The sequence below is a fragment of the Halorubrum ezzemoulense DSM 17463 genome (assembly GCF_002114285.1).
GTDB lineage: Archaea > Halobacteriota > Halobacteria > Halobacteriales > Haloferacaceae > Halorubrum > Halorubrum ezzemoulense.
The window spans coordinates 14,625-38,568 of record NZ_NEDJ01000001.1 but is presented as its reverse complement, the minus strand read 5'-3'; the positions used below and the strand labels follow the sequence as shown (position 1 = coordinate 38,568).

Sequence of the window (23,944 nt, the reverse complement as noted above, 5' to 3'; positions counted from 1 at the left end):
CCCCTACGTCTTCGAGCGAACATGTTCGCGCGGAGCGTCGACCGACGACCGGCGCGCGAACGTCTTGGGGACAGGAGACACTCCCGCGGGACCCGACGACAGACTCATGAGTCGCGACCCGTTCAGCGACGCGGACGAGCCCTTGGACGCTCGCGAGATAGACGACGACCCCGACCGGCGACGCGTGGTACGTCGAGGTCACGAACGGGGCGTAGTCGACCGCCCTCCGCAACCTCTTTGCGCGCCCTCGCCGAAGCCGGAGCCATGAGTCACGGACCTCTGGACGAGGACGCGGTCGAAAGCTACCGCGAGGCCGGCGCGGTGCTGGTCGAGGCGATGAACGAGGCCCGCGAGATGGTCGAGCCGGGCCGGACCCACCTCGAAGTTGCCGAGTGGACGGAGGACTTCGTCCGCGAGCAGGGGGCCGGCCTCGCGTTCCCGGTCAACATCAGCGTCGACCCCGAGGCGTCGCACGCGACGCCGGGTCGGGACGACGAGACCGAGTTCGGCGAGGAGATGGTGTGTCTCGACGTCGGCGTCCACGTCGACGGCTACATCGCCGACGCCGCGGTGACGGTCGACCACAGCGGGACGCCCGAACTCGTCGAGGCCGCCGAGATGGCGCTGGAGGCCGCGCTCGACGAGGCCGGGCCGGGCGTCGAGGTCGGCGTCGTCGGGCAGGCGATCGAAGACGTGATCCGCGGCTACGGCTACACGCCCGTCCTCAACCTCTCCGGGCACGGCGTCCAGCGCTACGACGCCCACACCGGGCCCACGGTACCGAACCGCGGCGTCGACCGGTCGGTCGAGCTGGAGCCGGGGCAGGCGGTCGCCATCGAGCCGTTCGCCACCGACGGCCGCGGAAAGGTCGGCGAGGGGACCGACGAACAGATCTTCGAGCAGCAGGGCTCCGCGAGCGTGCGCGACCGGCGGGCGCGGCAGGCGCTCGAAGAGATCGAGGCGTTCGACGACCTCCCGTTCGCGGCGCGCTGGCTGGAGACGGACCGGGCGGGGATGGCGCTTCGTCGCCTGAAGCAGGCGAACGCGATCAAGGGGTACCCCGTCTTGAAGGAGGACGACGACGCCCTCGTGAGTCAGGCGGAGCACACGCTGCTCGTCACCGAGGACGGCGTCGAGGTGACGACCGCGGGCATCCACGGCTTCGACGACTGATGGACCGGATCTTCGCGCCGTGGCGGATCGAATGGGTCGAGCGCGACGCCGACCCGATCGACGGCTGCCCGTTCTGCGTCCTGCCCGAGCGCGAGGACGCCCGCGAGGCGCGCGTCGTCGCCCGCAGCGAGCGCAACTACGTCCTCCTGAACAACGCGCCGTACAACCCCGGTCACGCGATGGTGATCCCGGACGCACACGTCGAGGATCCGACCGGCCTCGACGACGCGACACTCCTCGATCACGCGAAGCTGAAGGCGGCGACGCTCGCCGCGCTGCGCCGCGACGTGAACCACGACGGCGTCAACACGGGCCAGAACCTTGGCGGCGACGCCGCGGGGGGGTCGATCGACCATCTCCACACCCACGTCGTCCCGCGCTGGAGCGGCGACACGAACTTCATGCCCGTCACCGGCGCCACGAAGGTGATCGTGGAGGCGATAGACCGCACCTACGACCACCTCCACGCGGGCTTCGCGGCCGACGACGCGGTCGTCGATCCGGGAGACGCCGAGGCGGGCGAGGCGGTCGAACTTGACTTCGGCGTCTAACTCGGCGGTGTCGATCAATCATAAACAAACGGCGTGGCGGCGCGTGCCGATGAGCGCCCGTATGGCGCGAATCGCCCGCGCGAGGTCGCCGGCGCGAAACGCCGGCTGCCGGAGAATCTTCGATTCTCGCCGGAGTTGCTGGCTCCCGGAGCGAAGCGACGGGTGCCAGCGACGAGGCTGGGGAGCCGTGAGGTGCGGTCGCTGTGCGGGGTGGGACTCAACGGGGCAGTCGCGAGAAGGCGGGAGGCGATGTAAGCACCACAGCGAGCGGAGCGAGCGAGGAGCACAACGGGCGTACCGTCTCCTCGCGACTGGGGCTTTGGAGGTATTCACCGCAGCGTCGTCGATCACCCGACCGGATCGCTGTATTCGACCGATCTCCCGCCTCCCCTCGACGCAAATTAGTACACCAGTTCGCCCGAGATGAACTTCCGGGTGCGCTCGTCGGCGGGGTCGTCGAAGATCTCCTCGGTCGGACCGATCTCCGTGATCCCGTCGTCGAGCAGCACCGCGACGCGGTCCGCGACCCGCTCGGCCTGATGCATGTCGTGGGTCGCCACGACCACGCCGATCCCCCGCGCTTTCGCCTCACCGATCGCCTCCTCGATGACGGCCGTGTTCCGTGGGTCGAGGTCGGAGGTTGGTTCGTCGAGCAAGAGGGCGTCGGGGTCGTACGCCAGCGCGCGGGCGAACGACACCCGCTGGGCCTCGCCGCCGGAGAGCGAGTCGGCGGGCTGGTCCGTCTTGTCTGCGAGTCCGACGACCTCCAGCGACTCGTGGACCGCGTCGGCGGCGCCGGACAGCCGGAAGAGCGAGGCGATCCGCTCGCTCCACGAGCGGCGGACCCGGAGCCCGTACTCGACGTTTCGGGCGACCGATCCCCCGAAGAGGCTCGCCTCTTGGAACACCATCCCGACGCGGCGGCGCAGCGCGAGCCGCGCCGACTCGTCGACGGCCCACGCGTCGGTCCCGTCGAGCGTCACCGTCCCCTCGTCCGGCTCCAGCGACAGCGCGAGCGTCCGCAGCAGCGTGGTCTTGCCGACGCCGGAGGGACCGATGACGGCGACGACCTCGCCCGCGTCGACGTCGATCGTGAGGTCGCGGAACACTCTCTCGTCGCCGTACGACCGCGACACGCCCGTCGCGCGGAGCATCAGCCGGACACCTCCCGCCGCATCAGGCCACCCCCCGATCGCCGAAGCGGACCACGATCGCGTTGACGGTCAACACGAGCGCGACCAGCACCGCGCCGAGCACCATGGCGGTCTCGTACCGCCCCTGCCGCGCTTCGAGCTGGATCGCGGTGGTGAGCGTGCGCGTCTTCGAGATGCCGTCGGCGCTCGTGATGTTCCCGCCGACGATCAGCACGGAGCCGACCTCGCTCACCGCGCGACCGAACCCGGCCAGCACCGCGGTCGCGATCCCGTACTTGGCCTCCTTGATCACGACCAGCGCCACGTCGATCCGCGTCCCGCCGAGGACGCGAGCAGCGTCCCGGACGCCGTCGTCGACGCCGCTCACGGCCGCGAGGCTGATCGCCGTGATCGGTGGCGTCGCGAGGACGAACTGCGACATGATCATCGCCTCGCGGGTGAAGATGAGCTCTAGCGACCCCAGCGGCCCCTGGTTGGAGACCGCGAACAGCACTACCAGCCCGACCACCACGCTCGGGAACCCCATCCCGGTGTTGACGACCGACTTCACGAACCCCTTCCCCGGGAACTCCGCGAGGCCGATCGCGACGGCCGCCGGCACGCTGACGAGCGTGCTCAGCGCCACGGCGGTGAGGCTCACGTACAGCGAGACCGCGATGATGCTCCCGACGTACCCCTCCCTGAACGAGGCGCCGAGCAGGGACGCCGCGGGGCCCGCGCCCGAGTCGAGGAGGGCGGGGGCCAGCTGTGCGACCGGTTCGAGCGGCACGCTTACGCGTCCGAGTCGTCGCTACTCCAGCCTTCCGGAACGTACTGTTGGAAGTCAGGGTCCTCCGAGACGGCCTCGGGGAAGAACAGCTGTTCGCCGTTCACCTGGTACTCTGCGATGGCCTCCTGGACGCCGGGACTGGTGATCCAGCCGATGTACGCCATCGCGAGGTCGTAGTTGGCGTTCTCGTGGACGCCGGGGTTGACCGCCATGACGCCGTACGGGTTCGCGAGGATCTCCGGCCCGCCCTCGATCGGCCCCTGAACGAGGATCGTCAGGTCGATCTCCGAGCGCTGCGAGATGTAGGTTCCGCGGTCCGAGAGCGTGTACGCGCCCTGCTGGTTTGCGATGTTCAGCGCCTCGCCCATCCCGGTGCCGGTCTCCTGATACCAGTCTCCGCCGGGATCCGTGCCCGCCGCGTCCCAGAGGTTCAGCTCCTTCGTGTGGGTCCCGGAGTTGTCGCCGCGAGAGACGAACGTCGCCTCCGCCTCCGCGATGGTCGTCAGCGCCTCGGTCGCTGAGCCCGTCCCCCCGATTCCCGCCGGGTCGCTCTCGGGGCCGACGATCACGAAGTCGTTGAACATCAGGTCGCGGCGGTTGATCCCGTACCCGTTGCGCCTGAACTCGTCTTCGAGGCCGCGGGCGTGGACCATCACGATGTCCGAGTCGCCGTTGCGCGCGGTCTCCAGCGCGGCGCCCGTCCCCTGCGCGACGGCGTCGACCGTGACGCCGTACATCTCCTCGAAGTCCGGGTGGATCGCGTCGAGGAGCCCCGTGTCGTAGGTGCTCGTCGTCGTCGTGAGCGTCAGCGTCTCGCCGGCGACGCCGACGCTCTCAGCGCTGTTTCCGCCGTCGGTGCCGTTGCCCCCGGTCCCGTCGCCGCTGCCGCCATCGTTCGTCGACGAACAGCCGGCCGTACCCACGATCGCTCCGGCGCCGACCGCGGCCACGAACTTCCGTCGTTGTATCGGCATAGATACAACGGCGGGGCGACACGACATATAAGTTGCGTCACGGTGGGGAACGTCGGCCCGGAGCGGCCCGAGGGCGCGTCGAAACCCCCAACACGTCCCGGACGCATCCCCCGAGCATGGGAGAGCCGACCGACTCCGGTCCCGCCCCGGCCGCGGGGCGCGGACGGGCCGCGCTGATCGAGGACGGCGTCGAGTTCGACGGCCGCGACGCGGCCCTGTTGCGCGCGGTCGACGCGGCGGGATCGGTCGCGGGCGCGGCCTCGGAGCTCGGCCGCTCCCGCGCCCGCGCTCTCACCCGGATCGAGACGCTGGAGGACGCTTACGGCACGCTCGTTGAGCGCCGTCGGGGCGGCGAGGGCGGCGGCGGGAGCCGGCTCGCCGCGTCGGCTCGGGACCTCCTCGACCGCTACGACCGCCTTCAGGCCGTCCTCGCGGCGACCGCGTCGGTGCCCGAGACGGTCCTCGACGGGACCGTGGCCGCCGTCGACGGCGAACTCGCCGTCGTCGACACGCCGGTCGGAGAGCTCTCCGGACTCCACGGCGGCACCGTGGACGACGAAGACGCAGACGACAGGGCCGACGGCAGAGACGCAGACGACAGGGCCGACGGCAGAGGCGCAGACGACGGGGCCGACGGCAGAGACGCAGACGACGGGGCCGACGGCGGCGCGGTCGCCGTCGGCGACGCGGTTCAAGTCCGGATCGGCGCGGACGCGGTCACCGTCAACGACGCGGCCAACGCGGTCGACCCGGACGCGACGAGCGCCCGGAACCGCCTGGCCGGCCGCGTCTCGCGCATCGACTCGGGCGAGACGGTGTCGACGGTTCGGATCGTCGTCGAACCGGTCGACCGGGGAGGGACAGACGACGCCGCCGTCGAGGTCGCGGCGCTGATCACCGCCGAGAGCATCGACCGGCTCGGCCTCGCGCCCGGCGACCCGGTGTCGCTCCGGTGGAAGGCGACCGCGACGCGACTCGTTGCGCAGGTCGAGTGACTCGGCCGACCGGAGTAGACCAGCGTTCTGAACCGGGGGGCGGACCGGCGTCCCGGACAGGCGGGCCGTGCCAAGCGCTCCCGCGCAAACGAACGGTTTTTGCGTCGACCGACGGGAGAGGTGGTATGGACGAGGACACCCCCGAAGGGACGACGCCGGGCGGTGACGGGCGCGAGGCCGACGCCGACCGCGGGCCGTTGACGCCCCCCCGGACCGACGGCGGGACCGACGCGGACGAGCCGACCGAGGACGTCGCGCTCGACCCGTGGGGGTCGGCGTCGGTCGGGGACTACGCGGACCTCTTCGCGGAGTTCGGCATCGAGGCGTTCGACGAGGTCGACGACGACGTGCCGGACCCGCACTACCTGATGCGCCGCGGCGTCATCTTCGGGCACCGTGAGTACGACGCGGTCGCGGAGGCGATGGCGAACGACGAGCCGTTCGCGGCGCTCTCCGGGTTCATGCCCACGGGGGACCCGCACATCGGTCACAAGCTCGTGTTCGACGAGATCATCTGGCACCAAGAGATGGGCGGCGAGGCGTTCGGGCTCATCGCCGACCTCGAAGCGCATTCCGCGCGCGGGATGTCGTGGGACGAGATCGACGAGCACGCGCGGAACTACCTCCTGAGCCTCCTCGCGCTCGGCTTCGACGCCGAGGACGGCGAGATCTACCGCCAGTCCGACAACCGCGAGGTCCAGGACCTCGGCTTCGAGCTCGGCTCGAAGGCGAACTTCTCGGAGTCCGAGGCGATCTACGGCTTCGACGGGGAGACGAACATCTCGCACATGCAGAGCGTGATCACCCAGACCGCGGACATCCTCTACCCGCAGCTCGTCGACGAGCCGAAGCCCACGGTGATCCCGGTCGGTCCCGATCAGGACCCGCACGTCCGGCTCACCCGCGACCTCGCGACCCGCGTGCGCTACTTCAAGGTGACAGAGGCGTTCGCCTCCTTCGAGCTCGACGACGACGAGCGCCGGCTCGTGCGAGCCGCCTACGACGCGCTCGCGGCCCGCGACGAAGAGAACGACGCCGCCGGAGACGCGGACGACGCCGCCGAGACCGACGTGCGCTGCGAGGACGCCGCCGAGTGGCTCGCCGACTACGAGCCGCCGGAGAGCGACCGCGAGAGCGTCGACCTCGCGGCCGCGAAGGCGAGCGCCCTCGACAAGCTCGAGGCCGGCGGGAAGGAGCCGCTCCGCCCCCGCGTGCGGTTCTTCGACCGCAACGCCACCGACGAGGCGTTCGAGGCGCTGATCGAGGCCGTGGAAGGGGAAAAACGCGTGTTCGAGGGCCACGTCGACGCGTTCGACCTGACCCGCGACGAGGCCGAGTCCAGCGCGCGCGAGGTCGAGATCGACCACGACGGGTTCGGCTTCCGGCAGCCCTCCTCGATCTACCACCGGTTCATGACCGGGCTCACCGGCGGCAAGATGTCTTCGTCGATCCCGGCGAGCCACATCTCGCTGCTCGACGATCCTGAGGACGGCTACGACAAGGTGAAGGCGGCGACGACTGGGGGCCGCGACACCGCCGAGGAGCAGCGCGAGCTGGGCGGCGAGGCCGACGAGTGCCCGGTCTACGAGCTGTACGCCTACCTGCTCGCGGGCGACGACGACGAACTCACCAAGGAGGTGTACTCCGAGTGCGTCAACGGCGAGCGCCTCTGCGGCGGCTGTAAGGAGCAGGCCGCGGAGCTCATGCGCGAGTTCCTCGAGGACCACCAGGAGAAGCGCGCGGAGGCCGAGGAACTCCTCGACGACCTCGACATCGACCTCGACTCCGACCGGCGCGGCACCGGCGGCGAGCACTGAGGCGTCTCTATTGAGGCCGCAGGGCAACTCTCACGAGCTGTTTTATAAACGAACGGTGCGGTGGCGCGTGCCTGCGAGGCCGCCTTGCGGCCGAGCAGCACGCGCGAGGGAGTCGCTGGCTCCCGGAGCGAAGCGGAGGGTGCCAGCGACGAGGCTGGGGAGGCGTGAGGTGCTGTGCTGGGCGGGACTCAAAGGGGCAGTCGCGAGGACGAAGCACGGCGACGTAAGCACCGCAATGAGGGAGCGAACGGAGTGAGCGACCGAGTGAGGAGCACAGCGAGCCGCGCGAGTCCTCGCGACTGGGGCTTTGGAGGCGTTCGCCGCCAATTCACGGGTAGCTGTTTATAACCGAGCGACTGGGGCTTTGGAGGCGTTCGCCGCCGATCCGCAATCGATTTCTATAACTAACAGCGACCGCCTTACAGCTCGTTCTTCACGTACACGCCCAGCAGTCCGCCGAGCGCGCTCAGAACCACGGAGTAGGCGACGCCGCCCAACACGATGAGGGCGGCGACGAAGACGACTCCGCCGGCCGCGAGGCCGACTTCGAGCGGGAACCCGAAGAACCCCAAGAACGGGAGGAAAACCAGCACGAGCAACAGCAGTCCGACGATCGGGATCGCGGCGATCGCGCCGGAGAGCGCGCCGACCCGGAGGCCGTCGTCTCCATTTAAGTACCCGGCCACCGCGCCGCCGAGGAGCGGTGAGATGCCGGTAAACGAGAGCACCGTCGACGCGATAGCGCCGACGACCGCGTTGAGGAGGGTGTTCTCTGTGTCCATGCGCGGTCGAACTCCCGGCGGCGGCATACGTTTTGCGAAGCGCGGCGGCCGGGCCGGCCCGCGCTCGGCACGACCGGACGGCGAGCGAGCCGATAGTTTATGAGGCGGGCGCCACCTCTCACGGGTATGAGCGAGGAGGAGGTGATCCACGTCGCGGACGTCAGCGAGGGGATCGGCGGCGACGCGACGGCGGAACCCGGCTCGCCGGTCGAACTCCCGGTCGTCGACGTGCTCACCGGCCGGTCCTTCATCACGGGGAAGAGCGGGTCCGGGAAGAGCAACACCGCAAGTGTCGTGATAGAAAATCTGCTATCTAACGGATTTCCTGTCATGATCGTGGACACAGACGGTGAATATTACGGTTTAAAAGAAGAATATGAAATTCTTCACGCCGGCGCCGACGACGAGTGCGACATCGTCGTCTCCCCCGAGCACGCCGAGAAGCTTGCGACCCTCGCCTTAGAGCAGAACGTCCCGATCATCTTGGACGTCTCCGGCTACCTCGAAGAGGACACGGCCAACGAGCTCCTCTTGGAGGTCGTCAAGCAGCTGTTCGCGAAGGAGAAGCGCATGAAGAAGCCCTTCCTGCTCGTCATCGAGGAGTGCCACGAGTACATCCCCGAGGGCGGCGGCATGGACGAGACGGGGAAGATGCTGATCAAGGTGGGGAAGCGCGGCCGGAAGCACGGGCTCGGCATCGTCGGCATCAGCCAGCGCCCGGCCGACGTCAAGAAGGACTTCATCACCCAGTGCGACTGGCTCTGCTGGCACCGGCTCACCTGGGACAACGACACGAAGGTGGTCGGGCGCATCCTCGGCTCGAAGTACGCCAGCGCGGTCGAGGACCTCGGCGACGGCGAGGCGTTCCTGATGACCGACTGGGACGAGTCGATCCGCCGGATCCAGTTCCACCGCAAGGAGACGTTCGACGCGGGCGCGACCCCCGGGCTCGACGACTTCGAGCGCCCCGAACTGAAGTCCGTCTCCAGCGACCTCGTCGGCGAGCTCCAGTCGATCTCCGACGAGAAGGAGCGCCGCGAGTCCGAGATCGCCGACCTCAAGCAGGAGTTACAAAAGAAGGACCGGCGGATCGCCGACCTCGAACGCGAGCTGGAGGAGGCCCGCGACCTGAGCGACATGGCCGACCAGTTCGCGCAGGCGCTCCTCGGTAAGGCGGAGGCCCCGTACCGAGGCGGCGGTCGACCTCCGGCCGGCGACGAGCGACTCGGAGGGACGGACGACGGCGACGAGGGCCAGTCCGTCCTCAAGTCGTACGACGAGGCGGTCGCCGCGACCGAGGAGAGCGACGCGGACCCGGAAGCGGAGACCGACGCCGCGCCCGGACCGGGCCCATCGGCCGCCGACGGCGGCGCCGAGGTCGACGCCGACGCCGCGACCGGTGACGCCGCGACCGCTGACGCCGCGGATGTCGACGCGACGGCCGCCGATTCTGCGGACGAACCGAACCCCCCGGACGACGTCGACCCGGTCACCCGCGACGACGTGGCCGAGAGCGCGCTCCGGTTCGACGAGGCGATCGAGCTCGGTACCCGCGAAGCGGTCATCGATGAGCTCCGCTCGCGGATCGAGTCCCTCCCGGAGCTCTCGCGCGGGATGCTCCGCCACTATCGGCGCGAGGGCGCGAGCGACCCGGTCGCGGCCCACATCGACGCCGGGGGCGACGGCGACTCCGGCCACGCGTACAGCCGTCACCGCCCGATCCGGCGGGCGGGACTCATCCGCCACGCCGGTCGGGGCAGCTACGCCTACGCGGTCCCGGACCTCGTCCGGGAGGCGTACGCCGACCGCCTCGACGAGGCGCAGGTCGACGAGATCGTTCGCGCCGTTGAGCGCGTCTTCGTCCCGTCCGCCGAACTGGACTACCCGCCGGACGCCGCTCCGGCCGAGGTCGGTGACCGGGCGCCCGCCGGAGACGACGAGGCCGAGGAGAACACGGACACCGACGCGGCCGACGGGGACGAGGAGCCTTCGGCGCCGACCGACGCCGGCCTGAGCGACGCCGCGCGTCGGTTCGCCGAGCGATCGGAGCGCTGAGGCCGGAGTGCCGGGGCCAGAGCGCTGAGACCGGAGCGCTGCGGTCGGCGAACCCCGCGGCCGGCTCTCGAGGTAACTCTCCGCTCGGTAGCCCGGTCAGAACGGGACCGAGAGGTACTCGCTCGGCACCGCGTTCCGTGCCGTCACCTGCGGGTCGACCACCTGACTGATCTCCAAGCCCCCGACGAGGCTGGAGACGAGATACGCCTCGGTGCGCGAGAAGCCGTGGTGGTGCGCCAGCAGGTCGAGCATGTCGGCGTTCGCCAGCTCGACCGCCCCCTCCAGCGTCTCGGCGCTCGCGAGCGTCTTCACCGCGTCGCCGGTGTCGAGGAGCGGACGGTCGAGCGGCACGGCCGGATCCTCGACCACGGAGAGCGTCGCGTCGACCTCGACCGCGATCTCCGCGCCGGTCCCGCACATCTCCCCGTCCGCCATCGCCGCTTTCGCGTCGCCCAGCGCCAACATGGCGCCCTCCTGAAACACCGGGAAGTAGACGGTTGTCCCCCCGGTCACGTCGGTCGTGTCGAGGTTACCGCCGTGGTCGTCGGGCGTGAGCGTCGAGACCGTCCCGCCGCCGGTGGCGACCCCGATCGTTCCGATCACGGGTTCGATCGGTACGTCGATCCCCTCGAACTCGACCGCCCCGGCCTCCGACTCGTCGGTGTCGACCTCGGTGATCCGCGTCGCGGGGTGGTCGATCTCGGGGTCGTCCTGAAGCAGTCCGAACCCGGGTGCGGTGAGCACACGGCCGCGGTCTTCGGCGACGCGCACGGCCTCGATCTCCACCGCGAGGACGTCGCCGGGGCTCGCGCCGGCTACCGCGATCGGTCCCGTCGCGGCGTTGACCTCTTCCGGGATCGCATCGAGGAGGTCGTCGTCGCGCTGAATCTCGCCGTTCAGACTGTCGATCGTCTCGACCGTCAGCGACTCGCCGTCGGCGGCCTCGTAGACGGGGTCCATCTCCGGACCGAACTCGTAGACGTGGCCGTCGCGGTGTGAGACTGTTTCTCGCGTCATTACGTCCATCTGGGCGCCCCGGTAACAAAAAGCCCGGCCGGCGTCAGCGCGGCGCCGCCGCCTCGGGCGGGACGAGCAGGACGTTGTTCGTCCCGCGCGCGACGATCGACTCCGCGGTGCTCCCGAGGAGGAGCCGCCGGAGTCGGCTCGTCCCGCGCGCGCCGATGAGCGTCGTCGTCGCGCCCACGCGCTCCTCTTCGGCCGTGATCTCGTCGACGGGGTTGCCGGACCTGACGTTGGTCTCGACGTGGAACCCGGTCCGGTCGCCGAGGTCACTCGCAAGCTCGTCCAGCCGCTCCTCGGCGGTCGCCGTCGACTCCGCGTCTCCGCCGCCCACGTGGAGCAGGTACGCCCGCTCGGTCGCGCCCGTCAGCGCCGGGAAGTAGTCGTAGGCGCGCGCCGCGTTCTCGGAGAAGTCGGTGGCGTCCAGCACGTCCTGGAACAGGTGTTCCTTCTTGACCGCGTGTCCGTCCGGCGTCTCCTCGATCCGCTCGACGAGCAGCGGCCTGACGGCCGTCCGCGCGACGTTGCGCACGGTGCCACCGATGAGCCGATTCTGGAGCGGCGCCTGTCCGCGCGACCCGACGACGATCATGTCCGCGTCGAGCCGCTCGGCCAAGCCGTTGATCCGTCGATGCGGCGTCCCGCGGGCGACGTGCGTCTCCACGTCGAACCCCGCGCGCTCGAACACGCTCCGCTGCGGCGCGAGCGCGGCTCGGGCGTCGCTGGCGGCGTCCATCCCCGGCAGCCCGCTGGAGACGTTGTCCGGGACGACCGTCAACAGGTGAACCTCGCTGACACCGATGTTGTCGAGACACTCCAGACAGGTCCGAGACTCGATCGCCGCCTCGTTCGCGTCCGAGAGGTCTGTCGCGAATACGATCCTCATACGCGACTGTTCGTGCTGATGAGTAATATTGTTTTTGTTGTACAATACAAGAGTCTTCGAAGACGGCACAGCGATCGGTCGGTGACGGCACACTCCGGTTCGGGGCCGGTCGCTGCCGGGGGAGCAACCCGCCTCAGGCGTCCGGGTCGGCCGCCGCCGACGGTCCGTGATCGAGGAGCGGCGAGTCCGCGTTCGCACACTCGTCCCGGCCACAGACGCCGGCGTCGTCGCCCGCTCGCTCGACGCCTGCCGTGAGTCCGCCGATCTGCCAGTCGACGGCGTGCCCCGTCGCGCGCTCGTGGTCGTCGAGCGCGGTCCGCGCCCGCCGGAGCGAGTCGAACGCTTCGTCGTACGCACAGTCGGTACAGCGGACGCGAACGGTCGTCGACATGGCCCTCTCTTCGGTCTCGACCAGCGTAAGTGCCGCTATCGGCTACTGGGCCGATCGCCCCGGCGTCGGATTCCCTCGGACGGGACTGTATTGAGACAGATACACAAGATTAAAACATCTGTGAGTAGTATTGTCTTTTGCGCACAAACTACTAACCCATGAGCACCGAACTCGATATCGCGGAGACGCTGGACGTGAAAGGACTGAGCTGCCCGATGCCTATCGTGAAGACGAAGGGCGCGATCGACGACCTCGCCCCCGGTGAGGTGCTGGAGGTCGTCGCGACCGATCCCGGAAGCGTGAGCGACATCGACGGGTGGGCGACGGGCACCGACGGCGTCACGCTCCTTGAACAGGAGGAGGGCGACGACGTGTACACGCACTACGTCCGCAAGGAAGAATGAGCATGGACGAGATCGGCATCATCGTCTCCAGCGACGACCCGAAGAGCCTCGCGATGGCGACCAACCTCGGCCACGTCGCGCTGACGATGGACACCGACGTGTTCCTTTACTTCACCTTCGACGGACTGACGCACCTGCTGGAGGGCGAGAAAGACCTCTCGTCGGTCCAGCCGCTGCTCGACGAGGGGATGCCGAACCCCTACGACATGCTCGACCAGCTGATCGCCGACGGCGGGGAGGCGGTCACCTCGGTCGCGTGTACGACCACGCTGGACATGCTCCAGTGGGAGCAGGAGGCCATCGACGACGACCTGACGACGCAGTTCGCCGGCGCGGTCACCTTCCTCGAGGCGGCCGAGGAGGCCGACCACGTGTTCACGTTCTGAGCGCCGGCGTTGCGTCGGTCCGCTCCACCCTTCCCGCCGCTGTACGTGTGCCCCTGAGACGTATCGCCGTCCGAAACAACTCTCCCACCGTCCGAACTCCCGCGCCGTCCGAAGCTTGCCACCGCGAGACGTGTCCGACTCGACGTGAGAACGGATCTGTCCTCAATCGGGAGCGTACGGATCACAACTATTTTGGAGAGTACTGGAAAAATCACACACATGCCCTCTGAAAAGACCTGTCCGGACTGCGAGGAGCCGCTAGAGGAGATGGAGCTACAGGGAACCGACGCTCTCGGGACGCTCTCCGTGGTCTCCGACGGGTCGAGCGACGGGTTTCTCGGCGGCCTCAGCGCCGACGAGATCCTCACGCCGGTCCCGTACGTGTGCCCCGAGTGCCGGCGGACCCTCATCTACGCGGAATAGCGACCGAAAGTAGCGCGCGAAACCCTGCGACGCCCACCGCCCTCGCGTCGAGTCCGCCTCGTGAGGGGTCTCGGTGCTCCGCTCAGCTCTCGACGGCGGCGCGCTCGGGTTCGTCGTACTTCTCCTCGAACTCGCCGATGAGCTGGCCCATCTTCGCGTACCAGTCGTTGAGCATCCGCTGCATGTCGTCGGCGATCTGGGACGGATCCGTGGGGCTGTACACGTGGTAGTAGCCGCCGTGGTCGTAGTTGATCTGTTCCTTCTGGATGAAGCCGGCGTTCAGGAGGCGCTGGACCGCGCGGTAGGCGGTCGAGCGCTCGCGGTCGACGCGTTCGGCGACCTCGTCGATCGTGAGCGCCTCTTCGGCCGAGACCATCGCTCGGTAGCAGTCCTTGTCCAACTGTTTCAGACCGTGGAAGCACTCGAGTAACCCCTCGCACTCCATGTCTCGTTGGAGCTGTTCGGACATCGAATCGGACATTTTACGTGGTAACTGACGGTTTCCGCCGCAAAAAGTGTTGTGTGTGTCGTACAATCGCGTGCTTCCGAGCCCGGACTCCCGCTCCTCCCGGCGCTGCCCGCGCTGGTCGCTCCCGCCGCGCGGAGGCGCGGCGGAGCGGTTCGGTCCCGGCTCCCGCACGCGGCCGCTCCCCGTCGCCGTCGGACGCGTCGTCGTCCGTCTCCTCCGCGTCCTCCTCGTCCGCCGCGAGCCCGGCGGCCTCGACGGCGGCCTCGACCTCGTCGGTCGGGACCGTCCGGAAGCCGTCGGCCTCGGTCACGGTCGCGACCGCGAGGTCGAACGCCTCGAACTCGTCGTCGTGGGCGGCCAAGGCCGCGACCGCGAGTTCGATGCCGTCCTCGAGCGCGAGGTCGTCGCTCCACTCGTCTTCGAGGTGTCCCTGAATGTCCTGCCGGCCGCCGCCGATGACGGTCGCCTTCCACTCGTTGGGCGTACCCGAGGGGTCGGCGGCGAACAGGCGCGGCTCGCCGTCGTCGATGCCGCCGATGAGGAGGGCGGCACCGTACGGGCGCGTGCCACCGCGCTGGGTGTTCTCTTGGATGTGGTCGGTAATGAACTTCGTCAGCGTCTCGACGCCGACGGGCTCGCCGTAGCGGAGGCGGTTCCCCTGCGACTGGCGGCGCGCGAGGTCGATCAGCTGCCGGGCGTCGGCGACGTGGCCGGCGCTCGCGGTGCCGACGTGGTCGTCGAGCTTGTGGAGCTTCTCGATGCTCTCGGCCTCCATCAGCGACGAGGAGGGGCGGGACATCGCGACGAAAACGACGCCGTCGGTCGTCCGGACGCCGACGCTCGGCGCGCCGCGCGAGACCGCCTCGCGGGCGTACTCGACCTGATATATCCGGCCGTCCGGCGAGAACAGCGACGTGCCGCGGTCGTACGCCTGCTGGTCGTTGCCGCCCATCATCGCCGATCACCCGCTCGCGCGGTGTCGCGTTCGGTCATTACCCTCACTTACGTCGGCCCGTTGAAAAAGCATCCGTAACCGGTACGTCTCGGTGGCCGTCGAAACCGCGGGTCCCCGCCGGCCGTGTTCGCCGCCTAGCGGCGGAGTCGAGTTCGCCGACGAAGCGCCGGTAGGAGCCGTCAGCTTCCGTCGCCGACGGATATAACCACGCAGGTCGCGTAGTCATAGTGACATTGACGCCCACACGAACTACAGCCGCGCTGCTGGCCGCGTTAACGGTGCTGTCCGTCGTCGTCGGCGGGTTCGCGGTCGGCGGCGCGGCGGCGGTACCGGACGCGCGGATCACCCTCACCGAGGTCGGCGTGTCTCCGGGCGCTCCGACCGTCGACGAGCGCGCGACCCTGAACGTCACGGTCTCGAACTCCGGCGGCAGCGACGCGGCGGCGAACCTCACGACGGTCCGCGTCCGGGACGCGGACGGCGACGTGCTCGACAGCGCCTCGGGCGTCGGGGCGCTCTCGGCGGGCGACTCGCTGGACGCGACGCTGTGGACGACGTTCAGGGAACCGGGCGAGAAGCGGCTCACCGTCGAGGTCGTCGCGAACCAGTCGACGAGCGGCGAGTTCGTGACTGTCAGCCGCGACGTCGTGTTCGAGGTGCGCCCGACCGAGGTCGCGCTCGACCTCCGCACCCGCGCGCTCGACCCCGAGGACCTCCGGAGCGACGACGAGAGCGAGAGCGCCACCGGCGACCTCGGCATCGGGGGCATCCAGGGCATCTTCGGCGGGGGCGGCGGGCTCGATACCGGCGACGGCGGTCAGGGCGAGGCGTCGCCGCCGGCCGTCGATTCGCCCGTCGAAGTGACCGTGGTCAACACCGGTACGACGGCCGCCGACCGGATCAGCCTCCGCGCCGTCGGGGCCGCGGTCGACGGTGACGGCGCGGAGACGGTCGACGTCGGCCCGTTCGTCGTCGAGGGCGTGGCGCCCGGCGAGGAGCGACGCGTGATCGTCGATCTCGGACCGCTCGACCGGCGCTCGGACGTGACGGTCACCGCCGCCTTCCGCGCCGACACGGACCGGCGGAACGATCGCGGCGCCGACCGGAGCGCGGAGTCGACGGTGACGTACCCCGTCCGCGAGGCGACGCCGACCGTGACCGACGCGACCGTGCGCGAGACCGCTGACGGCGTCGTCGTCGACGCCAACCTCGGCAACGCGGGGAGCGGCGAGATGACCGGTGCGGTCGTCTCGGTCGGCGACGCGCCCGGCGTCGCGCCGACCCCCGCGGGCGGCGAGTACTTCGTCGGGACGCTCGGCGCCAGCGACTTCGTCGGCTTCGACGTGACGACCGCGGCGAACGTCACGGTCGCCGAGGAGATCCCGATCCGCGTCACGTACACCGAGCGCGGCGTGCGGTACACGGAGACGTTCTCGGTGGCCGCGCCGGAGCCGGCTACCGACGATCGCGACGGCGGCGGCACCCTCGGCCGACTCGGCGCCGGCGGGCTGGGGACCGTGGGGACGGTCGCGAGCGGCCTCGCGCTCGTCGGCCTCGCCGGGGCGGTCGGCGTCGCGGTCAGGACCGGACGAATCGGGGGACCGACCGGGCGACGACGCGACGGGTCGGCGCCGTGAGCCGGAACCGCACGACCGACGAGGCGGAGGATCTTGCGGCCGGTCGGGCGACGAACGGCGCTGCGGCCGACTGGGAGACGAGCGGCGACAGCAATCTCGCTGACGACGACTACGCCGTCGCGCTCCGCGGGGTCGTCAAGCGGTATCCGAGCGGGGGCGGCGAGCCGGTGGTCGCGCTCGACGACGTCGACTTCGCGGCCCGGCCCGGCGAGTTCGTCGCGGTAGTCGGGCCGAGCGGCTCCGGCAAGTCGACGCTGCTGAACGTCCTCGGGCTCCTTGACGACCCCACTTCCGGCCGACGGCTGCTCGGCGACACCGACGTGACGAGCCTCTCCGTCGCGGAGCGAACGCGGGCGCGCAAGGAGTCGATCGGGTTCGTGTTCCAGGACTTCCACCTGCTGCCGACGCTCACCGCCGTCGAGAACGTCGCGATGCCGACGGCGTTCGACCCCGGCGACGCGAGCGACCGGGCCGCGAACCTGCTCGCGCGGTTCGGGCTCGGCGACCGGCTCGACCACGAACCGAACGAGCTCTCCGGCGGGCAGAAACAGCGCGTCGCGATCGCCCGGTCGCTGATAAACGAGCCCGCGGTCCTGCTCGCGGACGAGCCGACGGGGAACCTCGACACCGACACCGGCGAGGCGATCCTCGCCGAGTTCGAGCGCGTCAAGGCCGAGGGGGTCGCCGTCATCGCCGTCACGCACGATCCGCTCGTCGAGGAGTACGCCGACCGCGTCGTCGACCTCACCGACGGCGTGCTGACCGGCGGCTTGCCCGGCGAGTCCGATCCGCACGCCGACGCGGACCGGCGCGGCGGCCGCGACGCCGGCCGGACCGCTCCGGGACCGCAGATGGGCGGTGACCGCGGATGAGCGGTGACCGCGGATGAGCGCCGACGACCGCGCACCGGGGGGCGCCGCCGGCTGGCTCCGCGGCTGGCGCCCCGCGGTGTCGATGGCGTCGCGGAACCTCCGACGAAACCGGGTCCGGACCGTGCTGGCGGTCCTCGGGGTCTGTATCGGGGTCCTCGCGGTCGCGGCGCTCGGCATCTTCGGGAACGTGCTGGCGCTGGGCGCGGACGACGCCATCGGCGATATCGGCACGCAGGTCGTCGTGTCGCCGAACACCGACGCCGGCGTGGAGTCGCTGTCCGACGCGGACATCGCCTCGATCCGCCGGGCGGTCGGCGAGCCCGCAGTGATCCCGCTGTACTCCGACAGCGCCACGGTCGCGCGGCAGGGCGACCAGACGTTCGCGACGGTGTACGGGGTCGAAGAGCCCGCGCTGGCGTACGAGGCAGCCGAGGGGCGACTCCCCGAGCGGCACCGACAGGGCGCGATCCTCGGCGCGGGGATCGCCGAGGACCTCGGCGCCGGCGCGGGCGACACCGTCGAGATCGCCGGCTCGCAGGTCCGCGTCATCGCGGTGTTGGTCGAGAGCCAGACGTTCAGCCCGGTCGCGCCCGACGACGCGGTGTACCTCCCCGAGTCGGCGTTCTCGGCCGACGGCTACGCGCAGGCGCTCGTCGTCTCCGACACCGGCGCCGAGGCGCGGGCGGCCGCGGACGCCATCCGCGAGGAGGTGAACGCCCGCGAGGACCGGGTGGAGCTGTTCGAGCTGGCCGCCCTCGTCGACGAGATCAACGAGTTCTTCGGCCTCCTCTCGACGTTCCTGCTCGGGCTCGGCGCGATCTCCCTCGTCGTCGCCGGGGTCTCGATCCTCAACGTGATGCTGATGAGTACCGTCGAGCGCCGGCAGGAGATCGGGGTGATGCGCGCGGTGGGCGTCGCCCGCCGCGACGTGTTGCGCGTCCTGCTCGCGGAGGCCGGGCTGATCGGTGCGGCCGGCGCCGCGGCCGGCACCCTGCTCACCGTCCTGCTCGTCGCGGGCCTGGTCCTCGCGACGCCCGCCGTCGACACGGCGCTCGTGCTCGACCGTACGAACGCCTACTACCTCCTCTTGGCGCTCGGCTTCGGCGTCGGCGTGGGGCTCGTCAGCGGCGCGTACCCCGCGTGGAAGGCGGCCAACGAGCGGCCCGTCGAGGCGCTTCGGAGCTGACGCGGTCGCCGACATCCACAGCCGAGCGTCCGCGGGACCCCTCGCGACGGTCCGACCGGATCTACTCCAGTCGGCGGTCGCGGAACGCGCGGATCACGTCCTGACGCGCGATGATCCCGATGATACGGCCGTCGTCGTCGACGACGGGCACGCGGTTGATGTCGGGGTCGTCGCCGACAAGCAGGTCCAGCACGCCGTCGACGCTCACGTCCGGCGTCACGGTCGCCACGTCCGCGCTCATCACCTCGGAGACGGGTCGGTCCGCGTTGCGGAGCATGTCGACGCCCAGATCGAGGTCGGCCCACGGGCGCTTCACCTGATACGAGAGGGTGTCCACGAACGGAGGGAGTCCGACGGGGATCCACAGCGTCTCGTCCTCCGGCTCGAACAGGTCGACGAGGTCGGACTCGGTGACGATCCCGACCACCCGCTCGTCCTCGTCGACGACCGGGAACCCGCTGAACTCGTACCGAGCGAACCGCTTGAACGCGTCGGCGACGTCGTCGTCCGGCGAGACCGTCTTCACGTCCGGCTCCATCAGGTCGCGGGCGGTCAGTGTCATACCGGAGCGTCACGGCGGGAGGCCGTAGGCGTTTCGCCCCGACAACGCGACGGGACCGCGAGCTCCGCGGACGCGTCCGGAGACGCGCCGTGGGGGGTCGCGTCTCGACGTAACGGACTTACGGACCCGGAACGCAGTCGTCAACATGTACCGGAAGGGACACGTCGGGGCCTCGCTCGTCGTCTACGCCCCGTTCGGGTTTCTCGTCACCGCCCTCCTCTCGATAGAGGCCGGCCTCGTCGGTGCCGCCGGCGTCGCCTCGACGGCGATGGTCCCCGACCTCGACATGCGAGTTCCCGTCGTCAGGCATCGGGGGATCACGCACACCGTCTGGTTCGCGCTGTTCGTCGGAGTCGTCCTCGGGGGCGTCGGGCTGGCGGTCGGGCTTCAGCGCGGACTCGCCGAGGCGCTGCTGTTCGGCGCCGCCGCGTTCCTGTTCGGCGCCGTGACGATCGTCTCGCACATCCTCGCGGACGCGCTCACACCGACGGGCATCCGACCGTACGCGCCCGTGCGAGACACCGAGTATTCGCTCGACCTGTTCACCGCGGCGAATCCCTTCGCGAACTACGGACTGTTGGGACTGGGCGGCGTCGTCGTCGCGGTCGCGCTCGTCGCCGGCGAGGCGGTTCCGGTGTAGCACTCGATCCGGTGGCGACGGCGGACGGATCGGCGGGGCCGGCGCTCGCCGACCGGTCGGTCGTAGAAATGGCCGGGGTGGGCTCCGAACCCACGATCTCCGCATGTCCCAGGTCCGAGGCTCGGCGGAGCCACGGGAAGGACGCGGACGCTTCCAAGGCGTCACCGCACCGAATCTCCGAACCCTATGAGTGCGGCGCTATGTCCAGCTAAGCCACCCGGCCTCACCTTCTCGTACCGCGATGAGACCCTTTAACCTTCCCATCCGTCGGAGGGTTGTGAACCGATCGCAGATCGCCGCGGCCGGTCGCCTTCGGGAGGATCGCTTCAGGGCTGTCACTTTCGGGAGGATCGCTTCGGGGGCTGTCGCTTTCGGGAGGATCGCTTCGGGGGCTGTCGCTTTCGGGAGGATCGCTTCGGGGGCTGTCGCTTTCGGGGGCGATCGCTCCCGCCTCGGGCCGGCGGCGCGGGCGGCGCGTCGGGAGCGCGGTGAACGCGGTGACTGGGCTCGATCGACCCCGAGCCAGCGGATTTATGCCGGGCGCGGCGTATCTCCGGCGTATGAGCCTTCCCGACCTGCTCGCGGGGACCGTCGGCGACGAGGACGTCGTCGCCGAGGTGCCGTTGGGCGGCGACGATCGACTCGCGGTCACGCCCACCCGGACCCTCGTCTACCGCGGCGACGGACTCCTGTCCGACGAGTCCGTCGACGAGTACGGCCACGACGTCGAGCGAATCGAGGTCTCGACGGGACGCCGCAAGGCGAAGATCACCCTCGGGTACGGCCTCGACGGCGACGAGACGCTCTCGGTACCGACCAAGCGCGTCGACGATGTCCTCCACCCGATCCTCGCGGGCGTCCTCTCCGCGAGCGGCGTCACCGGGCCCGGCGAGACGGTCGTGCGCACCTTCCGCTTCTCGGAGCTCACCCTGATCGTCACCAGCGAGCGACTGGTCAAACACGTCGGCTCGGCGGTCTGGGACCCCGAGTTCGAGGAGTTCGGCTACGACGACCTCACCGGGCTCGACTTCGAGGAGGGGACCGTCGCCACCGCGGTCGTCCTCGTCCACGACGGCCGCTCGGAGCGGTTCAAGGCCCCGAACGAGTCCGCCCGGGCGGTCCGGGAGACGCTCGCCGACGCGGTGTGCTCGTTCCACGGCGTCGACAGCTTAGAGGAGTTCCGCGTTGCCGCCGCTGAGGCCGAGGAGGCGGCGTCCGACGCCGAACAGACCGGCACGACCGACTTCGGCGAGGGGCCGGACCCGCTGTCGGCTTCCCCGGCCGCCGACGCCGAGGCGGACGCCGACGCGGCGCCCGGCGCCGAGGCGGAGCCAGACTCCAGCGGGCTCGGAACGGAACCGAAGGGCGCGGGCGGACGCGACTCCGCCGGGGGGTCGGAGTCGCTCGCCGGGGGCGACGGGCCCGGAGCGACGACCGAGAGCGCGGAGTCGGCGTCGGTCGGATCGCCGGAACCGAGCGGCGGCAGCGACCCGCTCGACGACCCGCTCGCCGCGGACGCCGCCGTCGACGACGCGGCCGAGGACCCTCTCGCGGGAGACGCGGGCGCGACGGAGTCGACGGACTCCCCCGCCGGCGACGCGCCCGAAGCCCCGGCGGAAGGCGCCGAGCGAGGGGCCGGAGGCGAGCCCGCGGCGGCGGTCGGCGAGGAAGCGGTCGCGGCGGACGGCGAGACCGACGGCGTCGTCCCGGACGACGACGCGTTCGACGGCTCGCCGTTCGAGAGCGCCGGCGTCGAGGACGCGGACCTCGCGAGCGAGGTCGCCGCGCTGCGGCGCACGGTCGAGGCGCAGTCCGAGCGCCTGGACCGGCAATCGACGCTCATCGAACAGCTGATCGAAGAGCTCCGACGCGGCCGGTGACCGGGAGCAGGGCAGTCGCGGCCTCCTTCCCCGCAGCGGTCGTGCCGATTCTCTCCGCTGAGACTCGCGTCGGATCCGTTAACCGAGCGGCGGCGAACGTCAGACCGTGATAGGCGGACTGGGAACGCGGATCGGCGCGGTGTTGAGCGACGTATCGAGCACGGAGGGGCGGCTGGCGGCCACCGCGGCCATCGCCCTCGCGACGCTCGGCGTCGGCTGGCTGCTGCTGCCGCGGGCGGTCCGCGCCGGCGAGCAGACCGTCACCGACTGGGTCGGGCGGCTCCTCGACGAGCGGCTGTCGGAGTCGACGGAGGGCGCGGTGGAGACGCTGCGGGAGGGGATCCCCGCGTCGTTCCTCCTGCGGCTCGCGGTCGGACTCCTACAGCTCGCGCTGTTCGCGCTCGCGGGCGTCGCCGTGCTGACGCTGTGGGGCCGGTTCGCACTCGTGGTCGCGGTGCTGCCGCTCGTGGAGAACGCCGCCCGGGTCGGCGGGCAGGTAATCGCCTCGGCGCTGCTGCTCGGCGGTGCGTACGTCGTCAGCGACGTGGTGGAGACGTACGTCGGCGAGCTGTCGGCGGACAGCGACCGGATCACCGCCCACCAGGAACAGCTGCTCACCCGGCTCGCACAGGTCGGCCTGCTCGTGCTCGCGCTGATAACCGTCCTTGGCATCTGGGGCGTGAACCTCGGCGGCCTCCTCGTCGGGGCTGGGTTCCTCGGGATCGTCCTCGGGATGGCGGCCCGGCAGACGCTGGGCTCGCTCATCGCCGGCTTCGTGTTGATGTTCGCCCGCCCCTTCGAGATCGGCGACTGGGTGGCGATCGGCGACGAGGAGGGGTTCGTCACCGACATCACGATCATGAACACCCACATGCGCAACTTCGACGGGGAGTACGTCGTGGTGCCAAACGACCTCGTCGCCAATCAGGCGATCACCAACCGAAGCCGGGAGGGGCGCCTCCGGATCCACATGGAGGTCGGGATCGGCTACGACGACGACCCGGACGAGGCCAGCGAGATCGCCGAGGATGTCTTAGAGAACATCGGCGTCATCGCGAACAACCCCCAGCCGTACGCGATCCCGTCCGGATTCGGCGACTCGGCGATCCTGCTCGACCTCCGGTTCTGGATCGACCCGCCGACCCCGCAGGCGCGGTGGCGCTCGAAGGCGCTCGCCGTCGAGCGGATCCAAGAGCGGTTCGCGGACGCCGGCATCTCGATCCCCTACCCGCAGCGGACCGTCTCGTACCCGCCGGAGAAGGCGGCGGCTGACGACACGGTCGAACGCGTCGAACAGACCGACGAAAACGGCGACGGGCGGTCGCGAGACCGACCGGCCTGACGCGCCGCCGCGGCGGCGCTCTCGCTACCCGTCTGGCCCCTTCTGCTACCCGCCGGACCCTCCCGCTACCGGTCGGACGGACCGGTGTAGCCGCTCGGCAGCTCCGACCCGCGGCCGGTGAACAGCCGCTCGAACCGCTCGATCTTGTCCAACACGTAACTGAGCGCCGCGGTCAGCGAGTCCGCGCCGATCGAGAGCAGGTGGCGCGCCCCCTTCGTGCGGTCGGCGTGGTAGAAGCTGACCTCGCCCTCCGGGTCGGTGTTCCGCTCCGGCATCACCACGAGGTCCTGTCTCGTGGGGCCGTGACGGAAGACGAGCACGTCCGTGAGCGAGTCCGCGCCGTAGGTGACCACGTCGTGGAGGACGCTCCACTTCGGCGGCGTCTCCTCGGCGAGCGCGTCCGCGTCGACGACGTTCCGCATCGTCGTCGCCGCCGAGACACTCTCCAAGCTCGACGCGCGTCGCTTCCGAAGCCACGCGAGCAGTCGCTCGACGAGGTCGCGGAAGCCGTCCGGCCCCGAGAACCGGCCGGCCGACCGCTCCGCGGGCAGCGACCCCCGCGTCACTTCGGTCCGCTCTCCCATGCGAGTATCCCCGGTCCCATCGCGTTAATAGATATCG

General features: G+C 70.4%; 25 protein-coding genes, 1 tRNA gene and 1 pseudogene. 15 read left to right on the top strand and 12 right to left on the bottom strand.

Annotated elements, in window-relative coordinates; translation table 11 throughout:
- Positions 1-264: 264 nt before the first annotated feature.
- Together map and B9H04_RS00190 are read left to right on the top strand one after the other, a co-directional pair.
- Positions 265-1,173 (top strand): type II methionyl aminopeptidase, encoded by a 909-nt coding sequence (gene map / locus B9H04_RS00195; RefSeq protein ID WP_049930597.1) that lies wholly within the window; start codon positions 265-267, stop codon positions 1,171-1,173.
- Entirely contained in the window at positions 1,173-1,724 is a 552-nt protein-coding gene (locus B9H04_RS00190; RefSeq protein WP_049930598.1) for an HIT family protein, read from the top strand. Before map ends, B9H04_RS00190 begins: the two co-directional genes overlap by 1 nt.
- 401 nt (positions 1,725-2,125) lie before the next feature.
- Here the strand turns inward: B9H04_RS00190 and B9H04_RS00185 are convergent, their stop codons facing one another.
- Genes B9H04_RS00185 through B9H04_RS00175 form a run of 3 tightly spaced genes read right to left on the bottom strand, consistent with a single transcriptional unit; the run spans position 2,126 to position 4,621 of the window.
- Positions 2,126-2,878 carry an amino acid ABC transporter ATP-binding protein gene (locus B9H04_RS00185; RefSeq protein ID WP_049930600.1) on the bottom strand — a complete coding sequence of 251 codons (753 nt, stop codon included), beginning with the start codon at positions 2,876-2,878 and terminating at the stop codon, positions 2,126-2,128.
- 22 nt (positions 2,879-2,900) lie between these two features.
- On the bottom strand, positions 2,901-3,647 hold the full coding sequence (locus B9H04_RS00180; RefSeq protein WP_049930601.1) for an ABC transporter permease: 747 nt from the start codon (positions 3,645-3,647) through the stop codon (positions 2,901-2,903).
- Positions 3,648-3,649: 2 nt separating this feature from the next.
- Entirely contained in the window at positions 3,650-4,621 is a 972-nt protein-coding gene (locus tag B9H04_RS00175; RefSeq protein ID WP_085682330.1) for a substrate-binding domain-containing protein, read from the bottom strand.
- A 116-nt stretch (positions 4,622-4,737) separates the two neighbouring features.
- Here B9H04_RS00175 and B9H04_RS00170 point away from each other — a divergent pair, with 116 nt between their 5' ends.
- Positions 4,738-5,616, top strand: coding sequence for a TOBE domain-containing protein (locus tag B9H04_RS00170; RefSeq protein WP_049930603.1), 879 nt, complete (start codon positions 4,738-4,740; stop codon positions 5,614-5,616).
- Positions 5,617-5,741: 125 nt separating this feature from the next.
- Positions 5,742-7,433, top strand: coding sequence for a tryptophan--tRNA ligase (locus B9H04_RS00165; protein ID WP_085682329.1), 1,692 nt, complete (start codon positions 5,742-5,744; stop codon positions 7,431-7,433).
- A gap of 419 nt (positions 7,434-7,852) precedes the next feature.
- Here B9H04_RS00165 and B9H04_RS00160 read toward each other — a convergent pair whose 3' ends face one another.
- A complete protein-coding gene (locus B9H04_RS00160; RefSeq protein WP_049930606.1) occupies positions 7,853-8,215 on the bottom strand; it encodes a DUF5518 domain-containing protein in 363 nt (120 codons plus the stop codon).
- A 126-nt stretch (positions 8,216-8,341) separates the two neighbouring features.
- On the opposite strand from B9H04_RS00160, the gene B9H04_RS00155 reads away from it, so the two are divergent.
- Positions 8,342-10,270, top strand: a complete 1,929-nt coding sequence (locus B9H04_RS00155) for an ATP-binding protein (protein WP_049930608.1) — start codon at positions 8,342-8,344, stop codon at positions 10,268-10,270.
- Between the two features lie 96 nt (positions 10,271-10,366).
- Here the strand turns inward: B9H04_RS00155 and B9H04_RS00150 are convergent, their stop codons facing one another.
- The 3 genes from B9H04_RS00150 to B9H04_RS00140 form a co-directional block, all read right to left on the bottom strand.
- A complete protein-coding gene (locus B9H04_RS00150) occupies positions 10,367-11,287 on the bottom strand; it encodes an acetamidase/formamidase family protein (protein ID WP_085682328.1) in 921 nt (306 codons plus the stop codon).
- A gap of 43 nt (positions 11,288-11,330) precedes the next feature.
- A complete protein-coding gene (locus B9H04_RS00145) occupies positions 11,331-12,176 on the bottom strand; it encodes a universal stress protein (RefSeq protein WP_085682327.1) in 846 nt (281 codons plus the stop codon).
- Between the two features lie 133 nt (positions 12,177-12,309).
- Complete coding sequence (locus B9H04_RS00140; protein WP_176450674.1) at positions 12,310-12,567, bottom strand: DUF7542 family protein; 258 nt, start codon at positions 12,565-12,567, stop codon at positions 12,310-12,312.
- 158 nt (positions 12,568-12,725) lie between these two features.
- Between B9H04_RS00140 and B9H04_RS00135 the strand changes: the two genes are divergently transcribed.
- The 3 genes from B9H04_RS00135 (at position 12,726) to B9H04_RS00125 (ending at position 13,780) form a co-directional block, all read left to right on the top strand.
- Positions 12,726-12,971 carry a sulfurtransferase TusA family protein gene (locus tag B9H04_RS00135; RefSeq protein ID WP_004596950.1) on the top strand — a complete coding sequence of 82 codons (246 nt, stop codon included), beginning with the start codon at positions 12,726-12,728 and terminating at the stop codon, positions 12,969-12,971.
- Between the two features lie 2 nt (positions 12,972-12,973).
- Positions 12,974-13,357, top strand: coding sequence for a DsrE family protein (locus B9H04_RS00130; RefSeq protein WP_049930616.1), 384 nt, complete (start codon positions 12,974-12,976; stop codon positions 13,355-13,357).
- Between the two features lie 219 nt (positions 13,358-13,576).
- Positions 13,577-13,780: a hypothetical protein gene (locus B9H04_RS00125; protein WP_049930618.1), complete on the top strand. Its 204-nt coding sequence runs from the start codon at positions 13,577-13,579 to the stop codon at positions 13,778-13,780.
- An 82-nt stretch (positions 13,781-13,862) separates the two neighbouring features.
- Here the strand turns inward: B9H04_RS00125 and B9H04_RS00120 are convergent, their stop codons facing one another.
- Entirely contained in the window at positions 13,863-14,261 is a 399-nt protein-coding gene (locus tag B9H04_RS00120) for a helix-turn-helix domain-containing protein (RefSeq protein WP_049930620.1), read from the bottom strand.
- 163 nt (positions 14,262-14,424) lie between these two features.
- Positions 14,425-15,204 (bottom strand): annotated as a pseudogene (psmA, locus tag B9H04_RS00115) (archaeal proteasome endopeptidase complex subunit alpha); the annotation flags it as partial.
- Positions 15,205-15,431: 227 nt separating this feature from the next.
- Here psmA and B9H04_RS00110 point away from each other — a divergent pair.
- From B9H04_RS00110 to B9H04_RS00100, 3 genes are read left to right on the top strand one after another with little or no spacing between them, the layout of a single operon-like run.
- The gene (locus tag B9H04_RS00110; RefSeq protein ID WP_211216859.1) at positions 15,432-16,841 is read left to right on the top strand and encodes a CARDB domain-containing protein; all 1,410 of its coding nucleotides are present in this window, start codon (positions 15,432-15,434) and stop codon (positions 16,839-16,841) included.
- Positions 16,838-17,713 (top strand): ABC transporter ATP-binding protein, encoded by an 876-nt coding sequence (locus B9H04_RS00105; RefSeq protein WP_080508558.1) that lies wholly within the window; start codon positions 16,838-16,840, stop codon positions 17,711-17,713. Before B9H04_RS00110 ends, B9H04_RS00105 begins: the two co-directional genes overlap by 4 nt.
- A gap of 13 nt (positions 17,714-17,726) precedes the next feature.
- A complete protein-coding gene (locus tag B9H04_RS00100) occupies positions 17,727-18,899 on the top strand; it encodes an ABC transporter permease (RefSeq protein WP_049930625.1) in 1,173 nt (390 codons plus the stop codon).
- A 61-nt stretch (positions 18,900-18,960) separates the two neighbouring features.
- Here the strand turns inward: B9H04_RS00100 and B9H04_RS00095 are convergent, their stop codons facing one another.
- Positions 18,961-19,461, bottom strand: coding sequence for a CBS domain-containing protein (locus B9H04_RS00095; RefSeq protein WP_049930627.1), 501 nt, complete (start codon positions 19,459-19,461; stop codon positions 18,961-18,963).
- 145 nt (positions 19,462-19,606) lie between these two features.
- On the opposite strand from B9H04_RS00095, the gene B9H04_RS00090 reads away from it, so the two are divergent.
- Positions 19,607-20,101 (top strand): metal-dependent hydrolase, encoded by a 495-nt coding sequence (locus tag B9H04_RS00090; protein WP_049930629.1) that lies wholly within the window; start codon positions 19,607-19,609, stop codon positions 20,099-20,101.
- Positions 20,102-20,170: 69 nt separating this feature from the next.
- Here B9H04_RS00090 and B9H04_RS00085 read toward each other — a convergent pair.
- Positions 20,171-20,324 (bottom strand) — tRNA-Met (locus tag B9H04_RS00085).
- A 62-nt stretch (positions 20,325-20,386) separates the two neighbouring features.
- On the opposite strand from B9H04_RS00085, the gene B9H04_RS19550 reads away from it, so the two are divergent.
- The 3 genes from B9H04_RS19550 (at position 20,387) to B9H04_RS00075 (ending at position 23,323) form a co-directional block, all read left to right on the top strand.
- Positions 20,387-20,593 (top strand): pentapeptide repeat-containing protein, encoded by a 207-nt coding sequence (locus B9H04_RS19550; protein ID WP_394334715.1) that lies wholly within the window; start codon positions 20,387-20,389, stop codon positions 20,591-20,593.
- Positions 20,594-20,661: 68 nt separating this feature from the next.
- Entirely contained in the window at positions 20,662-21,981 is a 1,320-nt protein-coding gene (locus B9H04_RS00080) for a DUF7115 domain-containing protein (RefSeq protein WP_049930631.1), read from the top strand.
- A gap of 106 nt (positions 21,982-22,087) precedes the next feature.
- Positions 22,088-23,323, top strand: coding sequence for a mechanosensitive ion channel family protein (locus B9H04_RS00075; protein ID WP_176450677.1), 1,236 nt, complete (start codon positions 22,088-22,090; stop codon positions 23,321-23,323).
- Positions 23,324-23,388: 65 nt separating this feature from the next.
- Here the strand turns inward: B9H04_RS00075 and B9H04_RS00070 are convergent, their stop codons facing one another.
- Positions 23,389-23,907: a hypothetical protein gene (locus B9H04_RS00070; protein WP_049930633.1), complete on the bottom strand. Its 519-nt coding sequence runs from the start codon at positions 23,905-23,907 to the stop codon at positions 23,389-23,391.
- Positions 23,908-23,944 lie beyond the last annotated feature (37 nt).

What these genes read in the sequence shown, in the direction of transcription:
- map (WP_049930597.1), top strand. Translation starts at nt 265, where the DNA reads ATGAGTCACGGACCTCTGGACGAGGACGCGGTCGAAAGCTACCGCGAG.
- B9H04_RS00190 (WP_049930598.1), top strand. Translation starts at nt 1,173, where the DNA reads ATGGACCGGATCTTCGCGCCGTGGCGGATCGAATGGGTCGAGCGCGAC.
- B9H04_RS00185 (WP_049930600.1), bottom strand. Translation starts at nt 2,878, where the DNA reads ATGCTCCGCGCGACGGGCGTGTCGCGGTCGTACGGCGACGAGAGAGTG.
- B9H04_RS00175 (WP_085682330.1), bottom strand. Translation starts at nt 4,621, where the DNA reads ATGCCGATACAACGACGGAAGTTCGTGGCCGCGGTCGGCGCCGGAGCG.
- B9H04_RS00170 (WP_049930603.1), top strand. Translation starts at nt 4,738, where the DNA reads ATGGGAGAGCCGACCGACTCCGGTCCCGCCCCGGCCGCGGGGCGCGGA.
- B9H04_RS00165 (WP_085682329.1), top strand. Translation starts at nt 5,742, where the DNA reads ATGGACGAGGACACCCCCGAAGGGACGACGCCGGGCGGTGACGGGCGC.
- B9H04_RS00160 (WP_049930606.1), bottom strand. Translation starts at nt 8,215, where the DNA reads ATGGACACAGAGAACACCCTCCTCAACGCGGTCGTCGGCGCTATCGCG.
- B9H04_RS00155 (WP_049930608.1), top strand. Translation starts at nt 8,342, where the DNA reads ATGAGCGAGGAGGAGGTGATCCACGTCGCGGACGTCAGCGAGGGGATC.
- B9H04_RS00150 (WP_085682328.1), bottom strand. Translation starts at nt 11,287, where the DNA reads ATGACGCGAGAAACAGTCTCACACCGCGACGGCCACGTCTACGAGTTC.
- B9H04_RS00145 (WP_085682327.1), bottom strand. Translation starts at nt 12,176, where the DNA reads ATGAGGATCGTATTCGCGACAGACCTCTCGGACGCGAACGAGGCGGCG.
- B9H04_RS00140 (WP_176450674.1), bottom strand. Translation starts at nt 12,567, where the DNA reads ATGTCGACGACCGTTCGCGTCCGCTGTACCGACTGTGCGTACGACGAA.
- B9H04_RS00135 (WP_004596950.1), top strand. Translation starts at nt 12,726, where the DNA reads ATGAGCACCGAACTCGATATCGCGGAGACGCTGGACGTGAAAGGACTG.
- B9H04_RS00130 (WP_049930616.1), top strand. Translation starts at nt 12,974, where the DNA reads ATGGACGAGATCGGCATCATCGTCTCCAGCGACGACCCGAAGAGCCTC.
- B9H04_RS00125 (WP_049930618.1), top strand. Translation starts at nt 13,577, where the DNA reads ATGCCCTCTGAAAAGACCTGTCCGGACTGCGAGGAGCCGCTAGAGGAG.
- B9H04_RS00120 (WP_049930620.1), bottom strand. Translation starts at nt 14,261, where the DNA reads ATGTCCGATTCGATGTCCGAACAGCTCCAACGAGACATGGAGTGCGAG.
- B9H04_RS00100 (WP_049930625.1), top strand. Translation starts at nt 17,727, where the DNA reads ATGAGCGCCGACGACCGCGCACCGGGGGGCGCCGCCGGCTGGCTCCGC.
- B9H04_RS00095 (WP_049930627.1), bottom strand. Translation starts at nt 19,461, where the DNA reads ATGACACTGACCGCCCGCGACCTGATGGAGCCGGACGTGAAGACGGTC.
- B9H04_RS00090 (WP_049930629.1), top strand. Translation starts at nt 19,607, where the DNA reads ATGTACCGGAAGGGACACGTCGGGGCCTCGCTCGTCGTCTACGCCCCG.
- B9H04_RS00080 (WP_049930631.1), top strand. Translation starts at nt 20,662, where the DNA reads ATGAGCCTTCCCGACCTGCTCGCGGGGACCGTCGGCGACGAGGACGTC.
- B9H04_RS00070 (WP_049930633.1), bottom strand. Translation starts at nt 23,907, where the DNA reads ATGGGAGAGCGGACCGAAGTGACGCGGGGGTCGCTGCCCGCGGAGCGG.